We start from the raw sequence: 18930 nt of genomic DNA on the forward strand, positions 1-18930 counted from the left end.
CGGGCGGCCCTCACGACGACGTCTTCCCGCCGATCGCCTGCGCCAGCGCGCCCACCGGCGCCACCTTCACGCCCGCCTGCGCGCACACCCAGTGCGGATCGGGGCCGAGTTCGGGCTCGACGTCGAGGGCGTGCGGGTCGCCGTAGCCGCACACCGGGCACAGCGGCCAGCGGCCGTACCGCTCCAGCAGGGCGTCCTGGACGTCCTGCGCGACCAGCCCGGCCACGTACCGCGCCCCGTCCGGCCACTGCTCCACCCACCAGCGGCGCTGGACGACGGAGTCCTCCACGAGCGAGACCACGTCGGCCTCGGCGACGTCGCCGGCGACGAGATCGGCGAGCACGAGGGCGCGCGCGGCGTGCAGGGCCTGCTCCAGGGGGCTGAGGGATTCCATGGCTCCATTGTGCGCACGCCCGCGCTGCGCGCACGCCTGCGCCCGAGGTGCGCATGTGCGCACCCTTGACCGCGGACCCGGACAGAAAATATCTTTCATACGTGACCCAGGACGTGAAGGAAATTTTCGCAGGCTCGGGCACCGCCGCAGGCCTCACGCCTCCCGCGCCCGCCGCCCTCGCGGCCAAGGTACGCACGCTCGCGCCGTCCATGACCCGCTCCATGCAGCGCGTCGCCGAGGCCGTGGCGAACGACCCGGCCGGCTGCGCGGCCCTGACGGTCACCGGCCTCGCCGAGCTGACCGGCACCAGCGAGGCCACCGTCGTACGGACCGCCCGGCTGCTCGGCTACCCCGGCTACCGCGACCTGCGCCTCGCGCTCGCGGGCCTCGCCGCCCAGCAGCAGTCCGGCCGCGCCCCCGCCATCACCACCGACATCGCGGTGGACGACCCCATCGCCGACGTCGTCGCCAAACTCGCCTACGAGGAGCAGCAGACCCTCGCCGACACCGCCGCCGGACTGGACACGGTCCAGCTCGGCGCGGCTGTCGCCGCCCTGGCCGCCGCCCGCCGCACGGACGTGTACGGCATCGGCGCCTCCGGCCTGGTCGCCCAGGACCTCACCCAGAAGCTGCTGCGCATAGGGCTGATAGCGCACGGGCACAGCGACCCGCACCTGGCCGTCACCAACGCGGTGCAGCTGCGCACGGGCGACGTGGCGATCGCGATCACCCATTCGGGCTCGACGGGGGACGTGATCGAGCCGCTGCGGGCGGCCTTCGAGCGCGGCGCGACCACCGTCGCCATCACCGGCCGCCCCGACGCGCCCGTGACCCAGTACGCCGACCACGTCCTGACCACCGCCACGTCCCGGGAGAGCGAGCTGCGCCCGGCCGCGATGTCCTCCCGGACCAGCCAACTGCTCGTGGTGGACTGCCTGTTCGTCGGAGTGGCCCAGCGGACGTACGAGACGGCGGCACCGGCGCTCTCCGCGTCGTACGAGGCACTGGCCCACCGGCACAGCCCACGCGGCGGCTCGCAGCGTTCGTGACCGCCCGGCCCGGGCCCGGCGAGCTCCCCGGGCCCGGGCCGGCCCCACCTCTTCAAGCCCCAGCCCCACCGCACCCGCACCGCACCGCACGGAGAGAGCCGCCCCTCATGACCTCCCCCTCCCCCTACCGTCAGCTGCGCACCGAGCTGGAGTCGCTGACGACCGAGGCGTTCCGCCCCGAACTGTCCGAGATCGACCGGCTGCCCACGGCGGAGATCGCGCGGCTGATGAACGCCGAGGACACGGCCGTGCCCGCCGCCGTCGCCGAGCGGCTGCCGCAGATCGCCGCCGCGATCGACGCGGTGGCCGAGCGGATGGCGCGCGGCGGCCGGCTCATCTACGCGGGCGCGGGCACCGCGGGACGGCTCGGGGTGCTGGACGCCTCCGAGTGCCCGCCGACCTTCAACACCGAGCCGGGCCAGGTCGTCGGCGTGATCGCGGGCGGGCCGGAGGCGATGGTGACCTCCGTCGAGGGCGCCGAGGACTCGCGGGAGCTGGCCGTCGAGGCGCTCGGCGCCCTCGGCCTCACCCCCGACGACACCGTGGTCGGCATCTCGGCCTCCGGCCGCACCCCGTACGCGATCGGTGCAGTCGAGCACGCCCGCGCGCGCGGCGCGCTGACCATCGGCCTGGCCTGCAACGCGCACAGCGCGCTGGCCGCCGCCGCCGAGCACGGCATCGAGATCGTCACCGGCCCCGAACTCCTCACCGGCTCCACCCGGTTGAAGGCGGGCACCGCCCAGAAGCTCGTCCTGAACATGATCTCGACGATCACCATGATCCGGCTGGGCAAGACGTACGGGAACCTGATGGTCGACGTCCGCGCCTCCAACGAGAAGCTGCGCGCCCGCTCCCGCCGGATCGTGGCCCTCGCGACGGGCGCCCCGGACGAGGAGATCGAGCGGGCGCTGACCGCCGCCGACGGCGAGGTGAAGGACGCCGTCCTGGTCCTGCTCGCCGGGGTCGACGGCCCGGAGGCGGCCCGGCTGCTCACGGAGTCGGGCGGCCACCTGCGCGCCGCGCTGACGGCGAGCGAGGCGCTGCGGCCGGAAACCGGCGGCACGCCCAGTCCGCTGTAGGTTGCGCTGCAGCTCCCGCTGTGGAGACCGCGGCAGATCCCGCTGTAGGTCAGGATCTGACCTCTATCGCCTCTACCGTGGTCCTCGACCGAGGGACACCGAGGGACACCGAGGGACACCGAGGGACACCGAGGGACACCGAGGGACACCGAGGGACACCGAGGAACCTCGGGGGACACGGAACGCGGCGAAGGGCTGGGACCATGAACGAGACCACGCACAACGACACCGTGAGCACCGACGCGCAGGCCGTCACCGGGGAGCGCGCGGAGCTGCTGGAGGCGCTGGCCAAGCAGCGTCACTTCCTGGACTTCACCACGCGCGACCTCACCGACGAGCAGGCCGGCCGGCGCACCACCGCGAGCGAGCTGTGCCTGGGCGGCCTGATCAAGCACGTCACGTCGGTGGAGCGGAACTGGGCGGAATTCATCGTGCGGGGCCCCTCCGCGATGCCCGACTTCTCGGCCATGACCAAGGAGGACTTCGCGCGCCGGGCCGACGAGTTCCGCATGCTGCCCGGCGACACGCTGGAGGGCGTACGGGCCGCGTACGCGCAGGTGGCACGCCGTACCGACGAGCTGGTCGTCTCCCTGCCCGACCTGGACGCCGACCAGCCGCTGCCCTCGGCCCCGTGGTTCGAGGCCGGGGCGCGCTGGTCGGCCCGCCGGGTCCTGCTGCACATCATCGCCGAGACCGCCCAGCACACCGGCCACGCCGACATCATCCGCGAGGCGCTGGACGGCGCGAAGAGCATGGGCTGACCGCCCCGGGGGCCGCCGCCCGGGCGGTGGCGTGTGCGACGCTGGCCGGTATGAACCACGCACAGCTCACCGCGCTCGGGCGGGCCCTGCGGGTGGTCGGGGAGCACGGCGAGGAGCTGACCGCCGAGACCCCCGACGCCCGGCTGCACGAGGTCAAGGCCGACCTGAGGCGGGCCCTGGACCTGCTGGAGGAGAGCGTCTCGCAGGAGCGGCCCGCCACCCGGTGCGCCGAGCATCCCGGCGGTCCCGTCGACCAGGACGCGCCCGACCTGTGCCTGCTGTGCGAGACCCGGCGCCGCGCCGCCCGCCGGGCCCAGTACGACGGCGGCCCCCGGCGCCCGCCCCTGCCCGCCGACGAACCCGCCCCCACCCGCTACGGCGTGCGCGAGGACCGGCCGCAGCCCCAGCAGCGCTGGCTGCCGGAGCTGTGGAACGGCCGGGAGTGGCAGCTGTGCGGCACCCCGCGCCGCGAGCGGCGCGAGGCGGAGCTGTTCATCGCGGCGCAGCTGCGCGCGCCCCGCGCGGCGATGGCCTACCGGCTCGTGCACGAGTTCACCGACTACGAGGTGGTACGGATGTGGGGCACGCCCGTGCGCGTGGATGTCGAGCCGATGGGCAACGTGTAGCCGCCCGCCCCCTCGCCGGGCCGGTGCGGACTACGCCTTGACCTGGGGCGCCATCGCCTCCCCGGCGGCCGCCACCGGCGTGCCCGCCGCCGCGGCGCCCCGGCCGGGGATGAAGGCGGCGATGAGGAAGCCGAGCAGGGCGGCGCCCGCGCCCAGCGCCAGGACGGTGCGGAAGCCGTTCTCCGAGGGCAGCGCGTAGGGGCCGAACCGCGTGGTGAGGTGGGCGAGGACCACACCGGCGACCGCGCTGGCGGTGGACGTGCCGATGGAACGCATCAGCGTGTTGAGGCTGTTGGCGGCACCCGTCTCGGAGGCGGGCACGGCGCCCATGATGAGCGTGGGCATCGCCCCGTAGGTGAAGCCGATGCCCGCGCTGATGACGCAGGGCGCCAGCACGAAGTGCCACACCTGGTCCATGAGGACGATGTTCAGGCCGTACCCGGCGGCCACGACGAGGGCGCCGGTCATCAGGGTCACCTTCGGTCCCCGTGCCCGCGACAGGGACGCCGAGAACGGGGCGACCGCCATCATCACCAGGCCGGAGGGCGCCATCACCAGGCCGGTGGTGAGCAGCGACTTGCCGAGGCCGTAACCGGTCTGCGCGGGCAGCTGGAGCAGCTGCGGGATGACCAGGGACATCGAGAACATCCCGAAGCCGATCGCGATGGAGGCGAGGTTGGTCATCAGCACCTGGCGGCGGGCGGTGGTGCGCAGGTCGACCAGCGGGGCCGGCACGCGCAGTTCGTAGACGCCCCAGGCGAGCAGGATCACGACCGCCGCGGCGAACAGGCCCAGGGTCAGTCCGCTGCCCCACCCCCAGTCGGCCCCCTTGGAGACCGCCAGGAGCAGACACATCAGGCCCGCCGCCATACCGGCGGCGCCCACGGCGTCGAACCGGCCGCCGGAGCGCACCTGCGACTCCGGTACGAGCACCAGTACGAGGACAGCCGCGACGGCGCCCAGGGCCGCCGAGGCCCAGAACAGCACGTGCCAGTCGAAGTTCTCGGCGATGATTGCGGCGGCGGGCAGGCCGAGGGCGCCGCCGACGCCGAGGGAGGCGCTCATCATCGCGGTCGCCGAGCCGAGCCGCTCGGCGGGCAGTTCGTCGCGCATGATGCTGATGCCGAGCGGGATCACGCCGGAGGCGAGGCCCTGGAGGGCGCGCCCGACGATCATCGGGGTGAGCGAGTCGCTGAGCGCGGCGGTGATCGAGCCGATCACCAGCATGCCCAGGCTGAGCAGCAGGATGCGGCGCTTGCCGTACATGTCGCCGAGGCGGCCCATCACGGGGGTCGCGATGGCGGCGGCGAGCAGGGTGGCGGTGACGACCCAGGCGGCGTCCGACGCGGAGGCGTGCAGCAGCTTCGGCAGCTCCGAGACGATCGGGATCACCAGGGTCTGCATCAGCGAGACCACGATGCCGCCGAAGGCCAGGACGGCCACGATGGCGTTGGGTCTGGGCAGGGCCGCGGCCGCGGTGGGCCGGGCGGGTCCGTCGGACATGGAAGAGGTCTCCGTCGCGCGCAGGTGTACTTGACTCAAGCAACCATAATTCAATTTGATTGACTTAAGCAAGCTAAAAGCGGCGCACCACGGCAGGCCGCCCCCGCGTCCAGGAGGGACGGCCTGCCTTGACGCCCGGCCGGGCCGGCTCAGCTCAGGGTGGCCAGCGCCGCCGCGTCGAACGGCTTCAGCTCCGCGAAACGGTCACCGAGCACCTTCGCCGCCCACTCGGGGTCCTGGAGCAGCGCCCGCCCCACGGCCACCAGGTCGAACTCGTCGCGCTCCAGCCGGTCCAGCAGGTTGTCGATGCCGCCGACCGCGGCGCCCTCCCCCTGGAGCCCGCGGAGGAAGTCGCCGCCGTCCAGGCCGACCGAGCCGACGGTGACGACCGGCCTGCCGGTGAGCTTCTTCGTCCAGCCCGCGAGGTTGAGGTCCGAGCCCTCGAACTCCGGGAGCCAGTACCGGCGGGTGGAGGCGTGGAAGGCGTCCACCCCGGCCGCCGCCAGCGGGGCCAGGATCGCCTCCAGCTCCTGCGGTGTCCCGGCGAGCCGGGCGTCGTAGGCCTCCTGCTTCCACTGCGAGTAGCGGAAGAGGACCGGGAAGCCGGGCGAGACGGCCGCGCGGACCGCCGCGACGACCTCCGCCGCGAACTTCGTCCGCACCACCGGGTCGCCGCCGTAGGCGTCCGTACGGCGGTTGGTGCCGGCCCACAGGAACTGGTCCAGCAGGTAGCCGTGGGCGCCGTGGATCTCCACGCCGTCGAAACCGATGCGCTCCGCCGCGCCCGCCGCCTCGGCGAAGGCCCCGATCACGTCGTCCAGGTCGGTCCGCGTCATCGCCCGGCCGTCCCCGGTGCCGTCCAGGCGCAGCCCGGAGGGGCCGACCGGCGGCGCGTCCGGGAACGGGGGCCGGCCCTCCTGGCGGACCATGCCGACGTGCCACAGCTGCGGCACGATCGTGCCACCCGCCGCGTGCACGGCCCCGGCGACGCGCGCCCAGCCCGCGAGCTGCTCCTGCCCGTGGAAGCGCGGCACCCTGCTGCTCGCCCCGGCCGAAGGGTGCCCGACGTACGTGCCCTCGGTGATGACCAGCCCCACCCCGGCGGCGGCCCGGCGGGCGTAGTAGGAGCACACGTCCTCACCCGGGACGCCACCGGGCGAGAACTGGCGGGTCATCGGGGCCATCGCTATCCGGTTGGGGACGGTCAGGCCGTTCAGGGTGACGGGCCGGGAGAGGATGCGGGCCGCGCGGGAGATGGACTGCGCCCCGGGGACGGTACCGGGGGTGGTGGTGTGGGTCATACGAGGGGCTCCTCGGAGGGACGGCGAAGACCTGCCAACTGCATACCGCATGGTATGTGGACGTGTGCCCGCCCCCTCTTCCAGGGCGTGCCCCTCCACGGTGTGCCCTGGACACGCCCGAGGGCGGCACCCCCTGTCGCCAGGGAGTGCCGCCCTCGGAAAGGACGAGCCCGATCCGTGCGGATCAGAAGTCCATGTCACCGCCCGGCATGCCGCCCGGAGCGGCCGCGGCGGCCTTCTCCGGCTTGTCGGCGATGACGGCCTCGGTGGTGAGGAACAGCGCGGCGATCGACGCGGCGTTCTGCAGCGCGGAGCGCGTCACCTTCGCCGGGTCGATGATGCCCTCGGCGACCAGGTCGACGTACTCGCCGGTCGCGGCGTTCAGGCCGTGACCCGGGGTCAGGTTGCGCACCTTCTCCACCACGACGCCGCCCTCGAGGCCGGCGTTGACGGCGATCTGCTTCAGCGGAGCCTCGAGCGCCAGCTTGACGGCGGCGGCACCGGTGGCCTCGTCGCCGTCCAGCTCCAGCTTCTCGAACACCTGGGAGGCCTGCAGCAGGGCCACGCCACCACCGGCGACGATGCCCTCCTCGACGGCCGCCTTGGCGTTGCGCACGGCGTCCTCGATGCGGTGCTTGCGCTCCTTCAGCTCGACCTCGGTGGCGGCACCGGCCTTGATGACGGCCACGCCGCCCGCGAGCTTCGCCAGGCGCTCCTGGAGCTTCTCGCGGTCGTAGTCGGAGTCGCTGTTCTCGATCTCGGCGCGGATCTGGTTCACCCGGCCGCCGACCTGCTCCGAGGAGCCGGCACCGTCGACGATGGTGGTCTCGTCCTTGGTGATGACCACCTTGCGGGCCTTGCCCAGCAGGTCGAGGGTGGCGTTCTCCAGCTTGAGGCCGACCTCCTCGGAGATGACCTCGCCGCCCGTGAGGATGGCGATGTCGCCGAGCATGGCCTTGCGGCGGTCGCCGAAGCCCGGGGCCTTGACGGCGACGGACTTGAAGGTGCCGCGGATCTTGTTGACGACCAGGGTCGACAGGGCCTCGCCCTCGACGTCCTCGGCGATGATCAGCAGCGGCTTGCCCGACTGCATGACCTTCTCCAGGAGCGGGAGCAGGTCCTTGACCGAGGAGATCTTGGAGTTGGCGATGAGGATGTACGGGTCCTCGAGCACCGCCTCCATGCGCTCCATGTCGGTCGCGAAGTAGGCGGAGATGTAGCCCTTGTCGAAGCGCATGCCCTCGGTGAGCTCGAGCTCCAGACCGAAGGTCTGCGACTCCTCGACGGTGATGACGCCTTCCTTGCCGACCTTGTCCATGGCCTCGGCGATCAGCTCGCCGATCTGGGTGTCGGCGGCGGAGATGGAGGCGGTGGAGGCGATCTGCTCCTTGGTCTCGACCTCCTTGGCCTGGTCGAGCAGGGCGGCGGAGACGGCCTCGACGGCCTTCTCGATACCGCGCTTCAGGGCCATCGGGTTGGCGCCGGCGGCCACGTTGCGCAGGCCCTCGCGGACCAGGGCCTGGGCGAGCACGGTCGCGGTGGTCGTACCGTCACCGGCGACGTCGTCCGTCTTCTTGGCGACTTCCTTGACCAGCTCGGCGCCGATCTTCTCGTACGGGTCCTCGAGCTCGATCTCCTTGGCGATGGAGACACCATCGTTGGTGATCGTGGGGGCGCCCCACTTCTTCTCGAGGACGACGTTGCGGCCCTTGGGGCCGAGCGTCACCTTGACGGCGTCCGCGAGCTGGTTCATGCCGCGCTCGAGGCCGCGCCGCGCCTCCTCGTCGAACGCGATGATCTTGGCCATGTGAAGTGGTCCCTCCAGGACTGGGGGTGATTCCTTCGGACCGCGCCCGCGCCCGCGACGGACGGCTCGCCGGCCTTGTGGTTCCTTGCCCCACACGGCCTGCGGGCCTCACCGACCCGGTCCTTCGTTGTCACTCTCACCTTCAGAGTGCTAACGCAATGATTAGCACTCGGCATGGTCGAGTGCAAGCGCCTGGGGGGTGACCCGCAGTGGATCAGCCGGGGGCGAACGGAGGCGTACCGGCACGGCCCGGCGAGGCGGGGCGGGGCGGGGACGGACGAAGGGCCCGCACCCCCAAGGGAGGTGCGGGCCCTTCGCGTGAAGTACGTTCAGGCGGTGACGCGAACCATGTCGGCCTGCGGGCCCTTCTGACCCTGCGAGATCTCGAACTCGACCCGCTGGCCCTCTTCCAGCGTGCGGTAGCCGTCCATCTGGATCGCGCTGTAGTGGACGAAGACGTCCGCACCACCGTCGACCGCGATGAAGCCGTACCCCTTCTCCGCGTTGAACCACTTGACGGTGCCCTGAGCCATGCCTAACTCCCCTATTACTGGCCCTTGCACAGATCCGCACTTCGCGGATCCGGGTCAGACCTCACCCCCCGTGGATCGGGGGCGTGCGCCGGAACGCGTCGACCGCGGCTGAATGTATCTGTCCAACTGCCGTCTGCAACAGGTCAATCGGACGAGAATTCTGGGCGGGAGCGGTCCGGAATGTGACGAGAATTCAGCCGAACTCAGGGCAAGTCGGGCCCCATAAATCAAGACAAATGCCGCAGAATACCCGCGGATTTTGGCTGTTTCTCATCGGCGGACGGCAGGAATCACCAGGCGCTCACCCCGGAGATCCAGGGGCGCGTTCCCCAACTCTACCGTGCTCAATCCCATGGAATTGCCCCCTCCGCTTCTCTTGCGGAGGGGGCAATTCCCGGCACGCTCGGTCACTGCCATTACCGAAGGTAATGATCAGCCGCCGGCGACCGCCGGAATGATCGAGACGCCCGCGCCGTCCGGGGTCACCGTCTGAAGGCCCTGCTCGAAGCGGACGTCGTCGTCGTTGACGTAGACGTTGACGAAGCGGCGCAGCTTGCCCTGGTCGTCCAGGACGCGCGCGGCGATGCCCGTGTGGTTCTTCTCCAGGTCGGAGATGACATCGGCGAGGGTGGTGCCCTCGGCGCTCACCTCGGCCTGTCCGCCGGTGTAGGTGCGCAGGATGGTGGGGATGCGAACGGTCACGCTCATGATGCGAGGCCAGCCTCTCGGAAGGAGTCCAGGGTCGGGCGGATGGTGGCGGTCAGGCCGGTGCCGGCCACCGCGTCCAGGGTCTTCAGGCCGTCACCCGTGTTCAGGACGACGGTGGTCTTCGTCGGGTCGAGGACGCCGGCTTCGATCAGCTTCTTCGTGACGCCGACCGTCACGCCGCCCGCGGTCTCCGCGAAGATGCCCTCGGTGCGGGCGAGCAGCTTGATCGCGTCGACGACCTGATCGTCCGTCACATCCTCCACCGCTCCCCCGGTGCGGCGCGCGATGTCCAGGACGTACGGGCCGTCGGCGGGGTTGCCGATGGCGAGGGACTTGGCGATGGTGTTCGGCTTCTGCGGCCGGACGACGTCGTGCCCGGCCTTGAAGGCGGTGGACACCGGCGAGCAGCCCTCGGCCTGCGCGCCGAAGACCTTGTACGGCTTGTCCTCGACCAGGCCGAGCCGGATCAGCTCGCGCAGGCCCTTGTCGACCTTGGTGAGCTGCGAGCCGGAGGCGATGGGGACGACGATCTGGTCGGGCAGCCGCCAGCCGAGCTGCTCGCAGATCTCGTACGCCAGCGTCTTGGAGCCCTCGGCGTAGTACGGCCGCAGGTTGACGTTGACGAAGCCCCAGCCCTCACCGGCCGGGTCGCCGATCAGCTCGGAGCAGAAGCGGTTCACGTCGTCGTAGTTGCCCTCGATGCCGACGAGTTCGCCGCCGTAGATCGCGGCCATGACGACCTTGCCCTGCTCCAGGTCGTGCGGGATGAACACGCACGAGCGCAGGCCGGCGCGGGCGGCGGCGGCGCCGACGGCACCGGCGAGGTTGCCGGTGGAGGAGCAGGACAGGGTGGTGAAGCCGAAGGCGCGGGCGGCCTCCAGGGCCTGGGCGACGACGCGGTCCTTGAAGGAGTGCGTCGGGTTGCCGGAGTCGTCCTTGACGAAGAGCTTGCCGGTGTCGACGCCGAGTTCGGCGGCGAGGCGGTCGGCCTGGACGAGCTTGGTCCAGCCGGGGTTGAGGTTCGGCTTGCCGGCCACGTCGGCGGGGACGGGCAGCAGCGGGGCGTAGCGCCAGATGTTCGCCGGGCCGGCCTCGATCCGCCCCCGCAGCTCCTCGGTGTCGTAGGCCGAGAAGTCGTAGGCGATCTCCAGCGGGCCGAAACACTCCTCGCAGGCGAAGACCGGGCCGAGGGGCACGCGGTGGCCGCACTCGCGGCAGCTGAGCGCCGCGGCGGGACCGAGGTCGACGGTGGAGTCGGTGCTGCTTGCAACTGTCTGCACAGCCATGTGAGGCGAGGCCCTTTCTCCTCATCTTCCTCACGACGCATCTCGCCGTGAGACGGATTTGGCACCTTCCCTAGCCGGGAGCCTCGCGGTGGCGACCGGAGCGCCGTCGTGCGGCGATCCGTCGGTACGAGACCGGCTGGAGGGTTGCCGGGGCTTCATCGGGCCGTGTCCCTCTGCCCCTCTGGATGAGCGGTATTCGGTTGTGGTCACGCGGTTGTGGTCATGCGGCGACGGGTCGCGGCGACCCCGGCATGCGAGCGTCGTCCGCGTTGTTCAAGACTGTAACCGACGGCCCGGACGGTGAGAGATGGTCGTCCGAACCGCGAGACAGATCACACGATGATGTGATCCCGGACGGGCAGCGGGCCGCGGCGAGACGAGCAGGAGTGAGGAGTCACCGACCGTGCTGGAAGAAGTCGAGCGCTGGCTGAGGACACGGTCCTGGTCCGTCGCCGATCGGCCGCTCGACGGCGTCCTGGCCGCCAAACGGGCGAGCGGCTCCGCCGTCAGCGTCGTGCTGCCCGCGCTGAACGAGGAGGAGACGGTCGGCGACATCGTCGCCGTGATCCGCCGCGACCTGATGGCGCGAGCCCCGCTGGTCGACGAGCTCGTCGTGGTCGACTCCGGCTCCACCGACCGCACCTCCCAGGTGGCCGCCGCGGCGGGCGCCCGGGTCGTGCACCGCGACGCGATCCTCCCCCGCATCCCCGCGGTGCCCGGCAAGGGCGAGGTGCTGTGGCGCTCGCTGCTGGTGACCCGCGGGGACGTCGTCTGCTTCGTGGACGCCGACCTGCGGGAGTTCTCCGCCGACTTCGTCACCGGCATCGTCGGCCCGCTGCTCACCGACCCGGAGGTGCAGCTGGTCAAAGCCATGTACGACCGGCCCCTGGGCACCGCCGCCGGGCAGGGCGGCCGGGTCACCGAACTGATGGCCCGCCCGCTGCTCAACATGCACTGGCCGCAGCTGGCCGGATTCGTACAGCCGCTCGGCGGCGAGTACGCGGCCCGCCGCGCCCTGCTCGAACAGCTGCCCTTCCCCGTCGGCTACGGCGTGGAGCTGGGCATGCTCGTCGACGCGCTGCACCTGGTCGGCCTGGACGCGCTCGCCCAGGTGGACGTGGGCGAGCGCATCCACCGCCACCAGGACGGGCAGGCCCTCGGCCGGATGTCCGCCGCGATCTACCGCACCGCCCAGCTCCGCCTGGCCCGCGGCCACCTGATCCGCCCCACGCTCACCCAGTTCGAACGGGGCGAGGACGGCTTCGAGCCACGGACGTACTCCGTCGACACGGAGGAACGGCCCCCGATGACGGAGATCGCGGAGTACGCGGCACGGCGGGTGGCCTGAGCGGGCCTGGTGCGGCCCCGATGGGCCCGGGGCGGACGGCCGGAAGTACCCCCCGGCCCGCTCCCGCGTACGTTTGAGCGTTCGAGACCCGGGCTAGGTTGAGGACCATGGCTGCAACGCACGGTGCCGAGGTGCTGGTCGCTTCCAATCGCGGGCCGGTTTCGTACGACCTGGACGAGGACGGTTCCCTGCACGCGAAACGCGGTGGCGGAGGGCTGGTCTCCGGGCTTTCCGCGATCGGCCCGGACGCGGGCGCGGTGTGGGTGTGCGCCGCGCTCGACGACGCCGACCGGGAGGCCGTACGGCGCTTCGAGGACGGCCGGCGGCTGCCGCCCGAGGACACCGGCGGCCAGCGGGTCCGGATGCTCGACATCGCCCCGGACGTCTTCTCCGACGCCTACAACGGCATCGCCAACTCGGTGCTGTGGTTCGTCCACCACATGCTCTACCAGACCCCGCTGGAACCCGTCTTCGATACGGAGTTCCGGCGGCAGTGGGCGTCGTACGAGGCCTACAACCGGGCGTTCGCCGAGGCGCTGGCCGAGGAGGCCGCCGAGGGCGCGGCCGTGGTCGTGCAGGACTACCACCTGACGCTCGTCCCGGGTATGCTGCGCGATTTCCGGCCGGATCTGCGGATCGGGCACTTCTCGCACACGCCGTGGGCGCCGGTGGACTACTTCCGGATGCTCCCCGACGACATCGCCGAGCAGGTGCTGCGCGGCATGCTGGGCGCGGACCGGCTGGGCTTCCTCACCCAGCGGTGGGCGGACGCCTTCGCCCAGTGCTGCGAGACGCTGGCCGGCGGGCTCGGCGGCACCCGCGTGGGGGTGCACGGCCTGGGCGCGGACGCGGAGTTCCTGCGCGAGCGCTCGCACCGGGCCGACGTGAAGGAGCGGATGGCGGCGCTGCGCGAGGAGATCGGCGCCGCTCCGGACGGCGGCGCGCGCAGGACGATCGTCCGGGTGGACCGCACCGAGCTGTCGAAGAACATCGTGCGCGGGCTGCTGGCGTACCGGCAACTGCTCCAGGACCGCCCCGAGTGGCGCGAACGGGTGGTGCACATCGCCTTCGCCTACCCCTCACGGCAGGACCTCGCCGTCTACCGGGAGTACACGGCCGAGGTGCGGCGGCTGGCGGAGGAGATCAACCAGCGGTTCGGCACGCCCGGGTGGACGCCGGTCGTCCTGCACGTCAAGGACGACTTCGCCCGTTCCCTCGCGGCCTACCGGATCGCCGACGTGGCACTGGTCAACCCCATCCGGGACGGGATGAACCTGGTCGCCAAGGAGGTCCCGGTGATCTCCGACTCGGGGTGCGCGCTGGTGCTGTCGCGGGAGGCGGGCGCGTACGCCGAGCTGGGCGAGGACGCGCTGGTGGTGAACCCGTACGACGTTGCGGGCACGGCGGCGGCGCTGCACGAGGCCCTGAACATGCCCGGGACGGAACGCTCCGAACGCACGAACCGCCTGGCCGCGGCGGCCACCGCACTCCCCCCGGCCCAGTGGTTCCTGGACCAGTTGCATGAACTGAACGCGGGCTGAACCGGCGGCGCCGCCGTGCCCCGGGTTCCGACGCCGGGGCCGGAACCCCCGGAACTCGCCGTGGGCCCCGGGGGTCACATGCGGGCCGCCAGGGCCCCGAGGAGTTCCACCACTCCCGCCGGGCCCGGTACCACCAGGTCCGCGCGGTCCGACAGTTCGGTCACCTCCGTGCTGCCGCTGCACACGAGGACGCCCGGCAGGCCGTCGGAGCGGAGTTTGTCCAGAGCGGTGAAGGCGGGCAGGTCGCCGAGGTCGTCACCGGCGTAGAGGACGGAGCCGGCGCCGAGGTCGCGGACGTACTCCAGGAGGGCGACGCCCTTGTCCATGCCCGGCGGGCGCAGTTCGAGGACCATACGGCCCGGTTCGACGATCAGGCCGTGTTGGGCGGCCAGGTCGGCGAGCGGGCCGCGCAACGCGTCGAAGGCGGCCTGGGGGTCCTGGGCGCGGCGGGTGTGGACGGCCAGGGAGCGGCCCTTCTCCTCGATCCAGGTGCCGTGCCAGGCGCCGATCCGGTCGAGGAAGCCGGGCAGTTCCGCGCGGACGGCGGCGACGCCGGGGTGCGGGGCCGGGGCGGTGACCGTCGCGGTGGCCGCGTCCCAGCGTTCGGCGCCGTAGTGGCCGAGGACGACGAGGTGGTCGAGGCCGGCCACGCCGGCGAAGCCGCCGTGGCGCACCGCGACCCCGGCGGGGCGGCCGGTGACCACGACCACGGCGGCCACCTTCGGGGCGAGTGCGGCCAGGGCCGGCACCGCGTCCGGGTGGGCCCTGGCCCGGTCCGGGTCGGGCACGATCGGCGCGAGCGTGCCGTCGAAGTCGAGCGCGATCACCGCGCGCTCCGGGCGTGCGAGCAGCGCGGCGAGCCCGTCCCGCCCGGCCCGGGTGACCGGGGTCGGCAGGGCGGGGGCGTCGGGGGCGGGGTTGGTCGGATCCGTGTCGTGGCCCATACGCCGAACCTATCCACACACGGCCGGGCCCACTCCTCGGCCGCGCCCGCTCCTCGGCGGCGGCCTCCGCTCAGCGGTGGCCGGGCGGCTCAGCGCTCGGACCGCCGCGCGTCGCGCACCCGGCGCAGCCGGTTGACCGTCACCGGGTCGTGCGCCAGGGCGCGCGTGTCGTCGAGCAGGGCGTTGAGGAGCTGGTAGTAGCGGACGGGGGAGAGGCCGAGTTCCTCGCGTATCGCGCGTTCCTTGGCGCCGGGGCCCGTGAAGCCGCGCCGCTCCAGGGCGAGGATGTCCCGCTCCCGTCCCGCGAGGCCCGGCTCCCGCATCCCGTCCGGCTCGTCGCTCACGTCCATACGGGCACCGTAACCCTCACCACCGACAGTGGCCCGGGAGCCCCTCGGGCCGGCCCCCGCCCCTGAGGCTCACCCCGCGTTCTCCTTCGCCTCCGCCTGTGAGGCCTGGGTCTGCAGTTGGTTGAGGACGCCCGTGGGGTCGCCGCCCGGGGTGACCGTGCCGCCGATGCGCTTCTTGATCTCGGCGCTGACCTGGGCCCAGGACGTCTTGCCCGCCGGGTAGAGCTGGGCGAGTGACAGTTCCTGGAGGAAGGGCCACAGGTTCTTGTCCTGCGGGGCCGCGGCCATCGCCTCGGACGCGGAGGTGGTGACGGGCAGCAGGTCGTACTCGCGGGAGAAGTCAAGGACGTTCTTCTCGCTGTAGACGAAGTCGAGGAAGTCGCCGACCTCCTTGCGGTGGCCGTTCTTCTTGAAGGCCATCATCCAGTCGGTGACGCCCATGGTGGCCTTGGGCGTGCCGTTCCTGCCCGGCACCGGCACCATGCCGAACTTCACGCCCGCCTGCGTGGCCTTCTTCATCAGCGTGGGGTGGCCGTTGAGCATGCCGACCTGGCCCTTGGCGAAGGCGTCGAAGGCGTCGGCTCGGTTGAGCTTGCCGGGCGCGACGGGACCGGTCAGCCCCTTGCCGACCAGCTCGTCCCTGAGCCAGGTGAACGTCTCGGCGTTCTGCGGTGAGTTGATGGTGTACGTACCGATGTCGTCGGTGTAGCCGGCGCCGCCGCTGAGCAGCCACTGCATGGTCTCGGCCTGCGCCTCCTCGGGGCCGAGCGGCAGCGCGTACGGGTACTTCACGCCCTTGGCCTTCAGGGCCTCGGCGTCGGCGGCGAGGTCGTTCCACGTCTTGGGCGGGGTGAGGTTCGCCTGGGAGAAGAGCGTCTTGTTGTAGAAGAGCACGCGGGTGGAGGCGGCGAACGGGATGCCGTACTGCAGGTGCCGTACCTGGCCGGCCTCGGAGAGCTGGTCGAGGAAATCGGCCTGCACGGCTATGGAGAGCAGGTCGTCGGCCTTGTAGAGCAGGTCCTGGGCCGCGTAGTCGGCGTACGCGCCGATCTGGGCCATGTCCGGCGGGTCGCCGGCGTCGACCATCTCCTTGACCTTGCGGTCCACGTCGGTCCAGGAGTAGACCTTGACGTCGACCTTCACGCCGGAGTGCTGGGCCTCGTAGGCCCGGGCCAGTCCGTCCCAGTACTTCTGCGAGCCGTTGGCCGAGGAGTCGCCGTAGTCCGCGGCGACCAGGTGGAGGGTGACGTCGGAGGATCCGGTGCTCCCGCAGCCGCCGAGAACCGAGGTCATCCCCAGTGCGGACGCCGCCGCGATCATTCCTGTCCTACGCCGCTGCACCGTTTTCCCGCCCCAACCGTCTCGTGTTCACCATGCGGACAAGATAGGTCTACACCAGCGCAGTGGACTAGACCTCTCGCGGGTCGAAGGGCCACACTGTCCCCTGTGAGACACGTCATCGCGCTCGATGTGGGCGGCACCGGCATGAAGGCCGCACTGGTCGACGAGAACGGCGCGCTGCTCCACCAGGCGCGCCGGCCCACCGGCCGCGAGCGCGGCCCCGACGCCGTCGTCGAGGGCATCCTCGGCTTCGCCGCCGAACTGCGCGCGTACGGCGCCGGGCGCTTCGGCGAACCGGCCGCGGCCGCAGGCGTCGCCGTCCCCGGCATCGTCGACGAGGAGCAGGGCGTCGCCGCCTACTCGGCCAACCTCGGCTGGCGCGACGTACCCCTGCGCGACCTGCTCGCGAAGCGGCTCGGCACCCCCGTCGCCCTCGGCCACGACGTGCGCACCGGCGGACTCGGCGAGGGCCGGATCGGCGCGGGCAAGGGCGCCGACCGGTTCCTGTTCGTCCCGCTGGGCACCGGGATCGCCGGCGCCATCGGCATCGACGGCCGGGTGGAGGCGGGCGCGCACGGCTTCGCCGGCGAGATCGGGCACATCGTCGTCCGGCCCGGCGGCATCCCCTGCCCCTGCGGACAGCACGGCTGCCTGGAACGGTTCGCGTCCGCCTCCGCGGTCAGCCTGGCCTGGGCCGAGGCCTGCGGCGAGACCGGCGCCGACGCGGCGGACTGCGCCAAGGCCGTGGAGTTTGGCGACGCACGGGCACAGGCGGTGTGGCAGGAGGCCGTGGACGCCCTCGCCGACGGCCTGGTCACCGCGCTCACCCTGCTGGACCCGCGCACGCTGATCATCGGTGGCGGACTCGCCGAGGCCGGGGAGACGCTCTTCCGCCCGCTGCGGGAGGCCGTCCGCCGCCGGGTCACCTTCCAGAAGCTGCCCACGATCGTCCCCGCGGCCCTCGGGGACACCGCCGGATGCCTGGGCGCGGGCCTGCTCGCCTGGGACCTCCTCGCCGCGGCCGCCCCGGCCCCCGCCCCCTCTTCCTCTTCTCCTTCCACGACTGACCGGAGGTAGCCACCAGATGGCCCCCAGCAAGGTTCTCGACGGAGCCCGGGTGGTGCTGCCCACCGGGATCGCGGACGGCGGTCGCGTGATCGTCGCCGGCACACGGATCACCGGCGCCGCCCCCGAGGACGCCGAGACCGTCGACGTCACCGGGCACTGGCTCGTCCCCGGCTTCGTCGACCTCCACAACCACGGCGGCGGCGGCGCGGCCTTCTCCGGCTCGGCCGACGACGTCATGACCGCCGTCCGCGCCCACCGCGCCCACGGCACCACCACCGTCGTCACCTCCACGGTCACCGACGACATGAAGATCCTCACCCAGCAGGCCGGGCTCCTCTCCGAGTTGGCCGAACAGGGCGAGATCGCGGGCATCCACTTCGAGGGACCGTTCATCTCCCCGTGCCGCAAGGGCGCCCACTCCGAGGCGCTGCTGCGCGAGCCCGACCCGGCCGACGTGCGCAAGCTGGTCGACGCGGCCCGCGGCCACGCCAAGATGGTCACGCTCGCCACCGAACTGCCCGGCGGCCTCGACTCCGTACGGATGCTCGCCGAGCACGGCGTGATCGCGGCGATCGGGCACACCGACGCCACCTACGAGCAGACCGTGGAGGCGATCGACGCCGGAGCCACCGTCGCCACCCACCTGTTCAACGCGATGCCGACGCTCGGCCACCGCGCCCCCGGCCCGATCACCGCCCTCCTGGAGGACGAGCGGGTCACCGTCGAGCTGATCAACGACGGCGTCCACCTGCACCCCGCCGCCCTGGAACTGGCCTTCCACCACGCGGGCGCGGCCCGGGTCGCCTTCATCACCGACGCCATGGACGCCGCCGGCTCCGGCGACGGCCGCTACCTGCTCGGCCCGCTGGAGGTCGAGGTCACCGACGGAGTGGCCCGGCTGGTCGAGGGCGGCTCGATCGCGGGCTCCACACTCACCCTGGACCGTGCGTTCAGGCGCGCGGTCACCGTCGACCGGCTGCCGGTCGAGGACGTCGTACGGGCTCTGTCCGCCAACCCGGCCCGGCTGCTCGGCATGGACGACCGCGTCGGCTCCCTGGAGCCCGGCAAGGACGCCGACCTGGTGCTGCTCGACGAGGACTTCGTCCTCAAGGGCGTGATGCGGCGCGGCGAATGGGTGGTCGATCCCCAACTGGGCTGATCCGTCCGCCCCGCGACCGCCCGGCCCGACGCGGTGACCGGTACGGGGGGTGGGCGGCACGCCGTCCGTTTGGCATGATCGAAGCTCCGGCGGACGGCCGGAGCTTCGTGACAGGCGTACTTGCGTGACTAG

18 protein-coding genes and 1 riboswitch are annotated in these 18930 nt (G+C 72.2%); of the genes, 8 read left to right on the top strand and 10 right to left on the bottom strand.

Translation table 11 applies throughout. From position 1 onward, the window contains the following. Positions 1–10: 10 nt before the first annotated feature. Positions 11–394 carry a hypothetical protein gene (locus tag AB0G56_RS11610; protein WP_360967250.1) on the bottom strand — a complete coding sequence of 128 codons (384 nt, stop codon included), beginning with the start codon at positions 392–394 and terminating at the stop codon, positions 11–13. 101 nt (positions 395–495) lie between these two features. On the opposite strand from AB0G56_RS11610, the gene AB0G56_RS11615 reads away from it, so the two are divergent. The 4 genes from AB0G56_RS11615 to AB0G56_RS11630 all read left to right on the top strand — a co-directional run bounded on the left by AB0G56_RS11615 (position 496) and on the right by AB0G56_RS11630 (position 3909). Further along, positions 496–1443 carry a MurR/RpiR family transcriptional regulator gene (locus tag AB0G56_RS11615; protein ID WP_360967252.1) on the top strand — a complete coding sequence of 316 codons (948 nt, stop codon included), beginning with the start codon at positions 496–498 and terminating at the stop codon, positions 1441–1443. 107 nt (positions 1444–1550) lie between these two features. Beyond that, positions 1551–2522, top strand: a complete 972-nt coding sequence (murQ, locus tag AB0G56_RS11620) for an N-acetylmuramic acid 6-phosphate etherase (protein ID WP_360967255.1) — start codon at positions 1551–1553, stop codon at positions 2520–2522. Between the two features lie 203 nt (positions 2523–2725). Then, entirely contained in the window at positions 2726–3283 is a 558-nt protein-coding gene (locus AB0G56_RS11625; protein WP_360967258.1) for a DinB family protein, read from the top strand. 50 nt (positions 3284–3333) lie between these two features. Next, positions 3334–3909 carry a hypothetical protein gene (locus AB0G56_RS11630; RefSeq protein ID WP_360967261.1) on the top strand — a complete coding sequence of 192 codons (576 nt, stop codon included), beginning with the start codon at positions 3334–3336 and terminating at the stop codon, positions 3907–3909. Positions 3910–3939: 30 nt separating this feature from the next. On the opposite strand, the gene AB0G56_RS11635 is transcribed toward AB0G56_RS11630, so the two are convergent. From AB0G56_RS11635 to thrC, 6 genes are all read right to left on the bottom strand, one after another. Next, positions 3940–5412 (bottom strand): MFS transporter, encoded by a 1473-nt coding sequence (locus AB0G56_RS11635; protein ID WP_360967264.1) that lies wholly within the window; start codon positions 5410–5412, stop codon positions 3940–3942. Positions 5413–5561: 149 nt separating this feature from the next. Continuing rightward, a complete protein-coding gene (locus tag AB0G56_RS11640; RefSeq protein ID WP_360967267.1) occupies positions 5562–6713 on the bottom strand; it encodes an NADH:flavin oxidoreductase in 1152 nt (383 codons plus the stop codon). A gap of 184 nt (positions 6714–6897) precedes the next feature. Beyond that, positions 6898–8520 carry a chaperonin GroEL gene (gene groL, locus AB0G56_RS11645; RefSeq protein ID WP_360967270.1) on the bottom strand — a complete coding sequence of 541 codons (1623 nt, stop codon included), beginning with the start codon at positions 8518–8520 and terminating at the stop codon, positions 6898–6900. A 329-nt stretch (positions 8521–8849) separates the two neighbouring features. Next, positions 8850–9053, bottom strand: coding sequence for a cold-shock protein (locus AB0G56_RS11650; RefSeq protein ID WP_004986573.1), 204 nt, complete (start codon positions 9051–9053; stop codon positions 8850–8852). 432 nt (positions 9054–9485) lie between these two features. Beyond that, entirely contained in the window at positions 9486–9761 is a 276-nt protein-coding gene (locus AB0G56_RS11655; RefSeq protein WP_360967276.1) for a MoaD/ThiS family protein, read from the bottom strand. Next, positions 9758–11047, bottom strand: a complete 1290-nt coding sequence (gene thrC, locus AB0G56_RS11660; RefSeq protein WP_360967279.1) for a threonine synthase — start codon at positions 11045–11047, stop codon at positions 9758–9760. Before thrC ends, AB0G56_RS11655 begins: the two co-directional genes overlap by 4 nt. Before the next feature lie 18 nt (positions 11048–11065). Next, positions 11066–11239: riboswitch (SAM riboswitch) on the bottom strand. A 211-nt stretch (positions 11240–11450) separates the two neighbouring features. Here thrC and AB0G56_RS11665 point away from each other — a divergent pair. Continuing rightward, positions 11451–12395: a glucosyl-3-phosphoglycerate synthase gene (locus AB0G56_RS11665; RefSeq protein ID WP_360967281.1), complete on the top strand. Its 945-nt coding sequence runs from the start codon at positions 11451–11453 to the stop codon at positions 12393–12395. A gap of 107 nt (positions 12396–12502) precedes the next feature. Further along, positions 12503–13936, top strand: a complete 1434-nt coding sequence (locus tag AB0G56_RS11670; protein WP_360967283.1) for a trehalose-6-phosphate synthase — start codon at positions 12503–12505, stop codon at positions 13934–13936. 74 nt (positions 13937–14010) lie between these two features. Here the strand turns inward: AB0G56_RS11670 and otsB are convergent, their stop codons facing one another. The 3 genes from otsB to AB0G56_RS11685 form a co-directional block, all read right to left on the bottom strand. Then, positions 14011–14880 carry a trehalose-phosphatase gene (gene otsB / locus AB0G56_RS11675; RefSeq protein WP_360967286.1) on the bottom strand — a complete coding sequence of 290 codons (870 nt, stop codon included), beginning with the start codon at positions 14878–14880 and terminating at the stop codon, positions 14011–14013. A gap of 89 nt (positions 14881–14969) precedes the next feature. Then, a complete protein-coding gene (locus tag AB0G56_RS11680; RefSeq protein WP_360967288.1) occupies positions 14970–15230 on the bottom strand; it encodes a DUF3263 domain-containing protein in 261 nt (86 codons plus the stop codon). A gap of 69 nt (positions 15231–15299) precedes the next feature. After that, positions 15300–16571, bottom strand: a complete 1272-nt coding sequence (locus AB0G56_RS11685) for an extracellular solute-binding protein (protein ID WP_360967291.1) — start codon at positions 16569–16571, stop codon at positions 15300–15302. Between the two features lie 105 nt (positions 16572–16676). Here AB0G56_RS11685 and AB0G56_RS11690 point away from each other — a divergent pair, with 105 nt between their 5' ends. Together AB0G56_RS11690 and nagA are read left to right on the top strand one after the other, a co-directional pair. Then, positions 16677–17648, top strand: a complete 972-nt coding sequence (locus AB0G56_RS11690) for an ROK family protein (protein WP_360967294.1) — start codon at positions 16677–16679, stop codon at positions 17646–17648. Positions 17649–17655: 7 nt separating this feature from the next. Continuing rightward, complete coding sequence (gene nagA, locus AB0G56_RS11695; protein ID WP_360967296.1) at positions 17656–18798, top strand: N-acetylglucosamine-6-phosphate deacetylase; 1143 nt, start codon at positions 17656–17658, stop codon at positions 18796–18798. The last annotated feature ends 132 nt before the right edge of the window (positions 18799–18930 follow it).

The sequence above is a fragment of the Streptomyces sp. NPDC021356 genome, from assembly GCF_040641015.1.
Classification (GTDB): Bacteria; Actinomycetota; Actinomycetes; order Streptomycetales; family Streptomycetaceae; genus Streptomyces.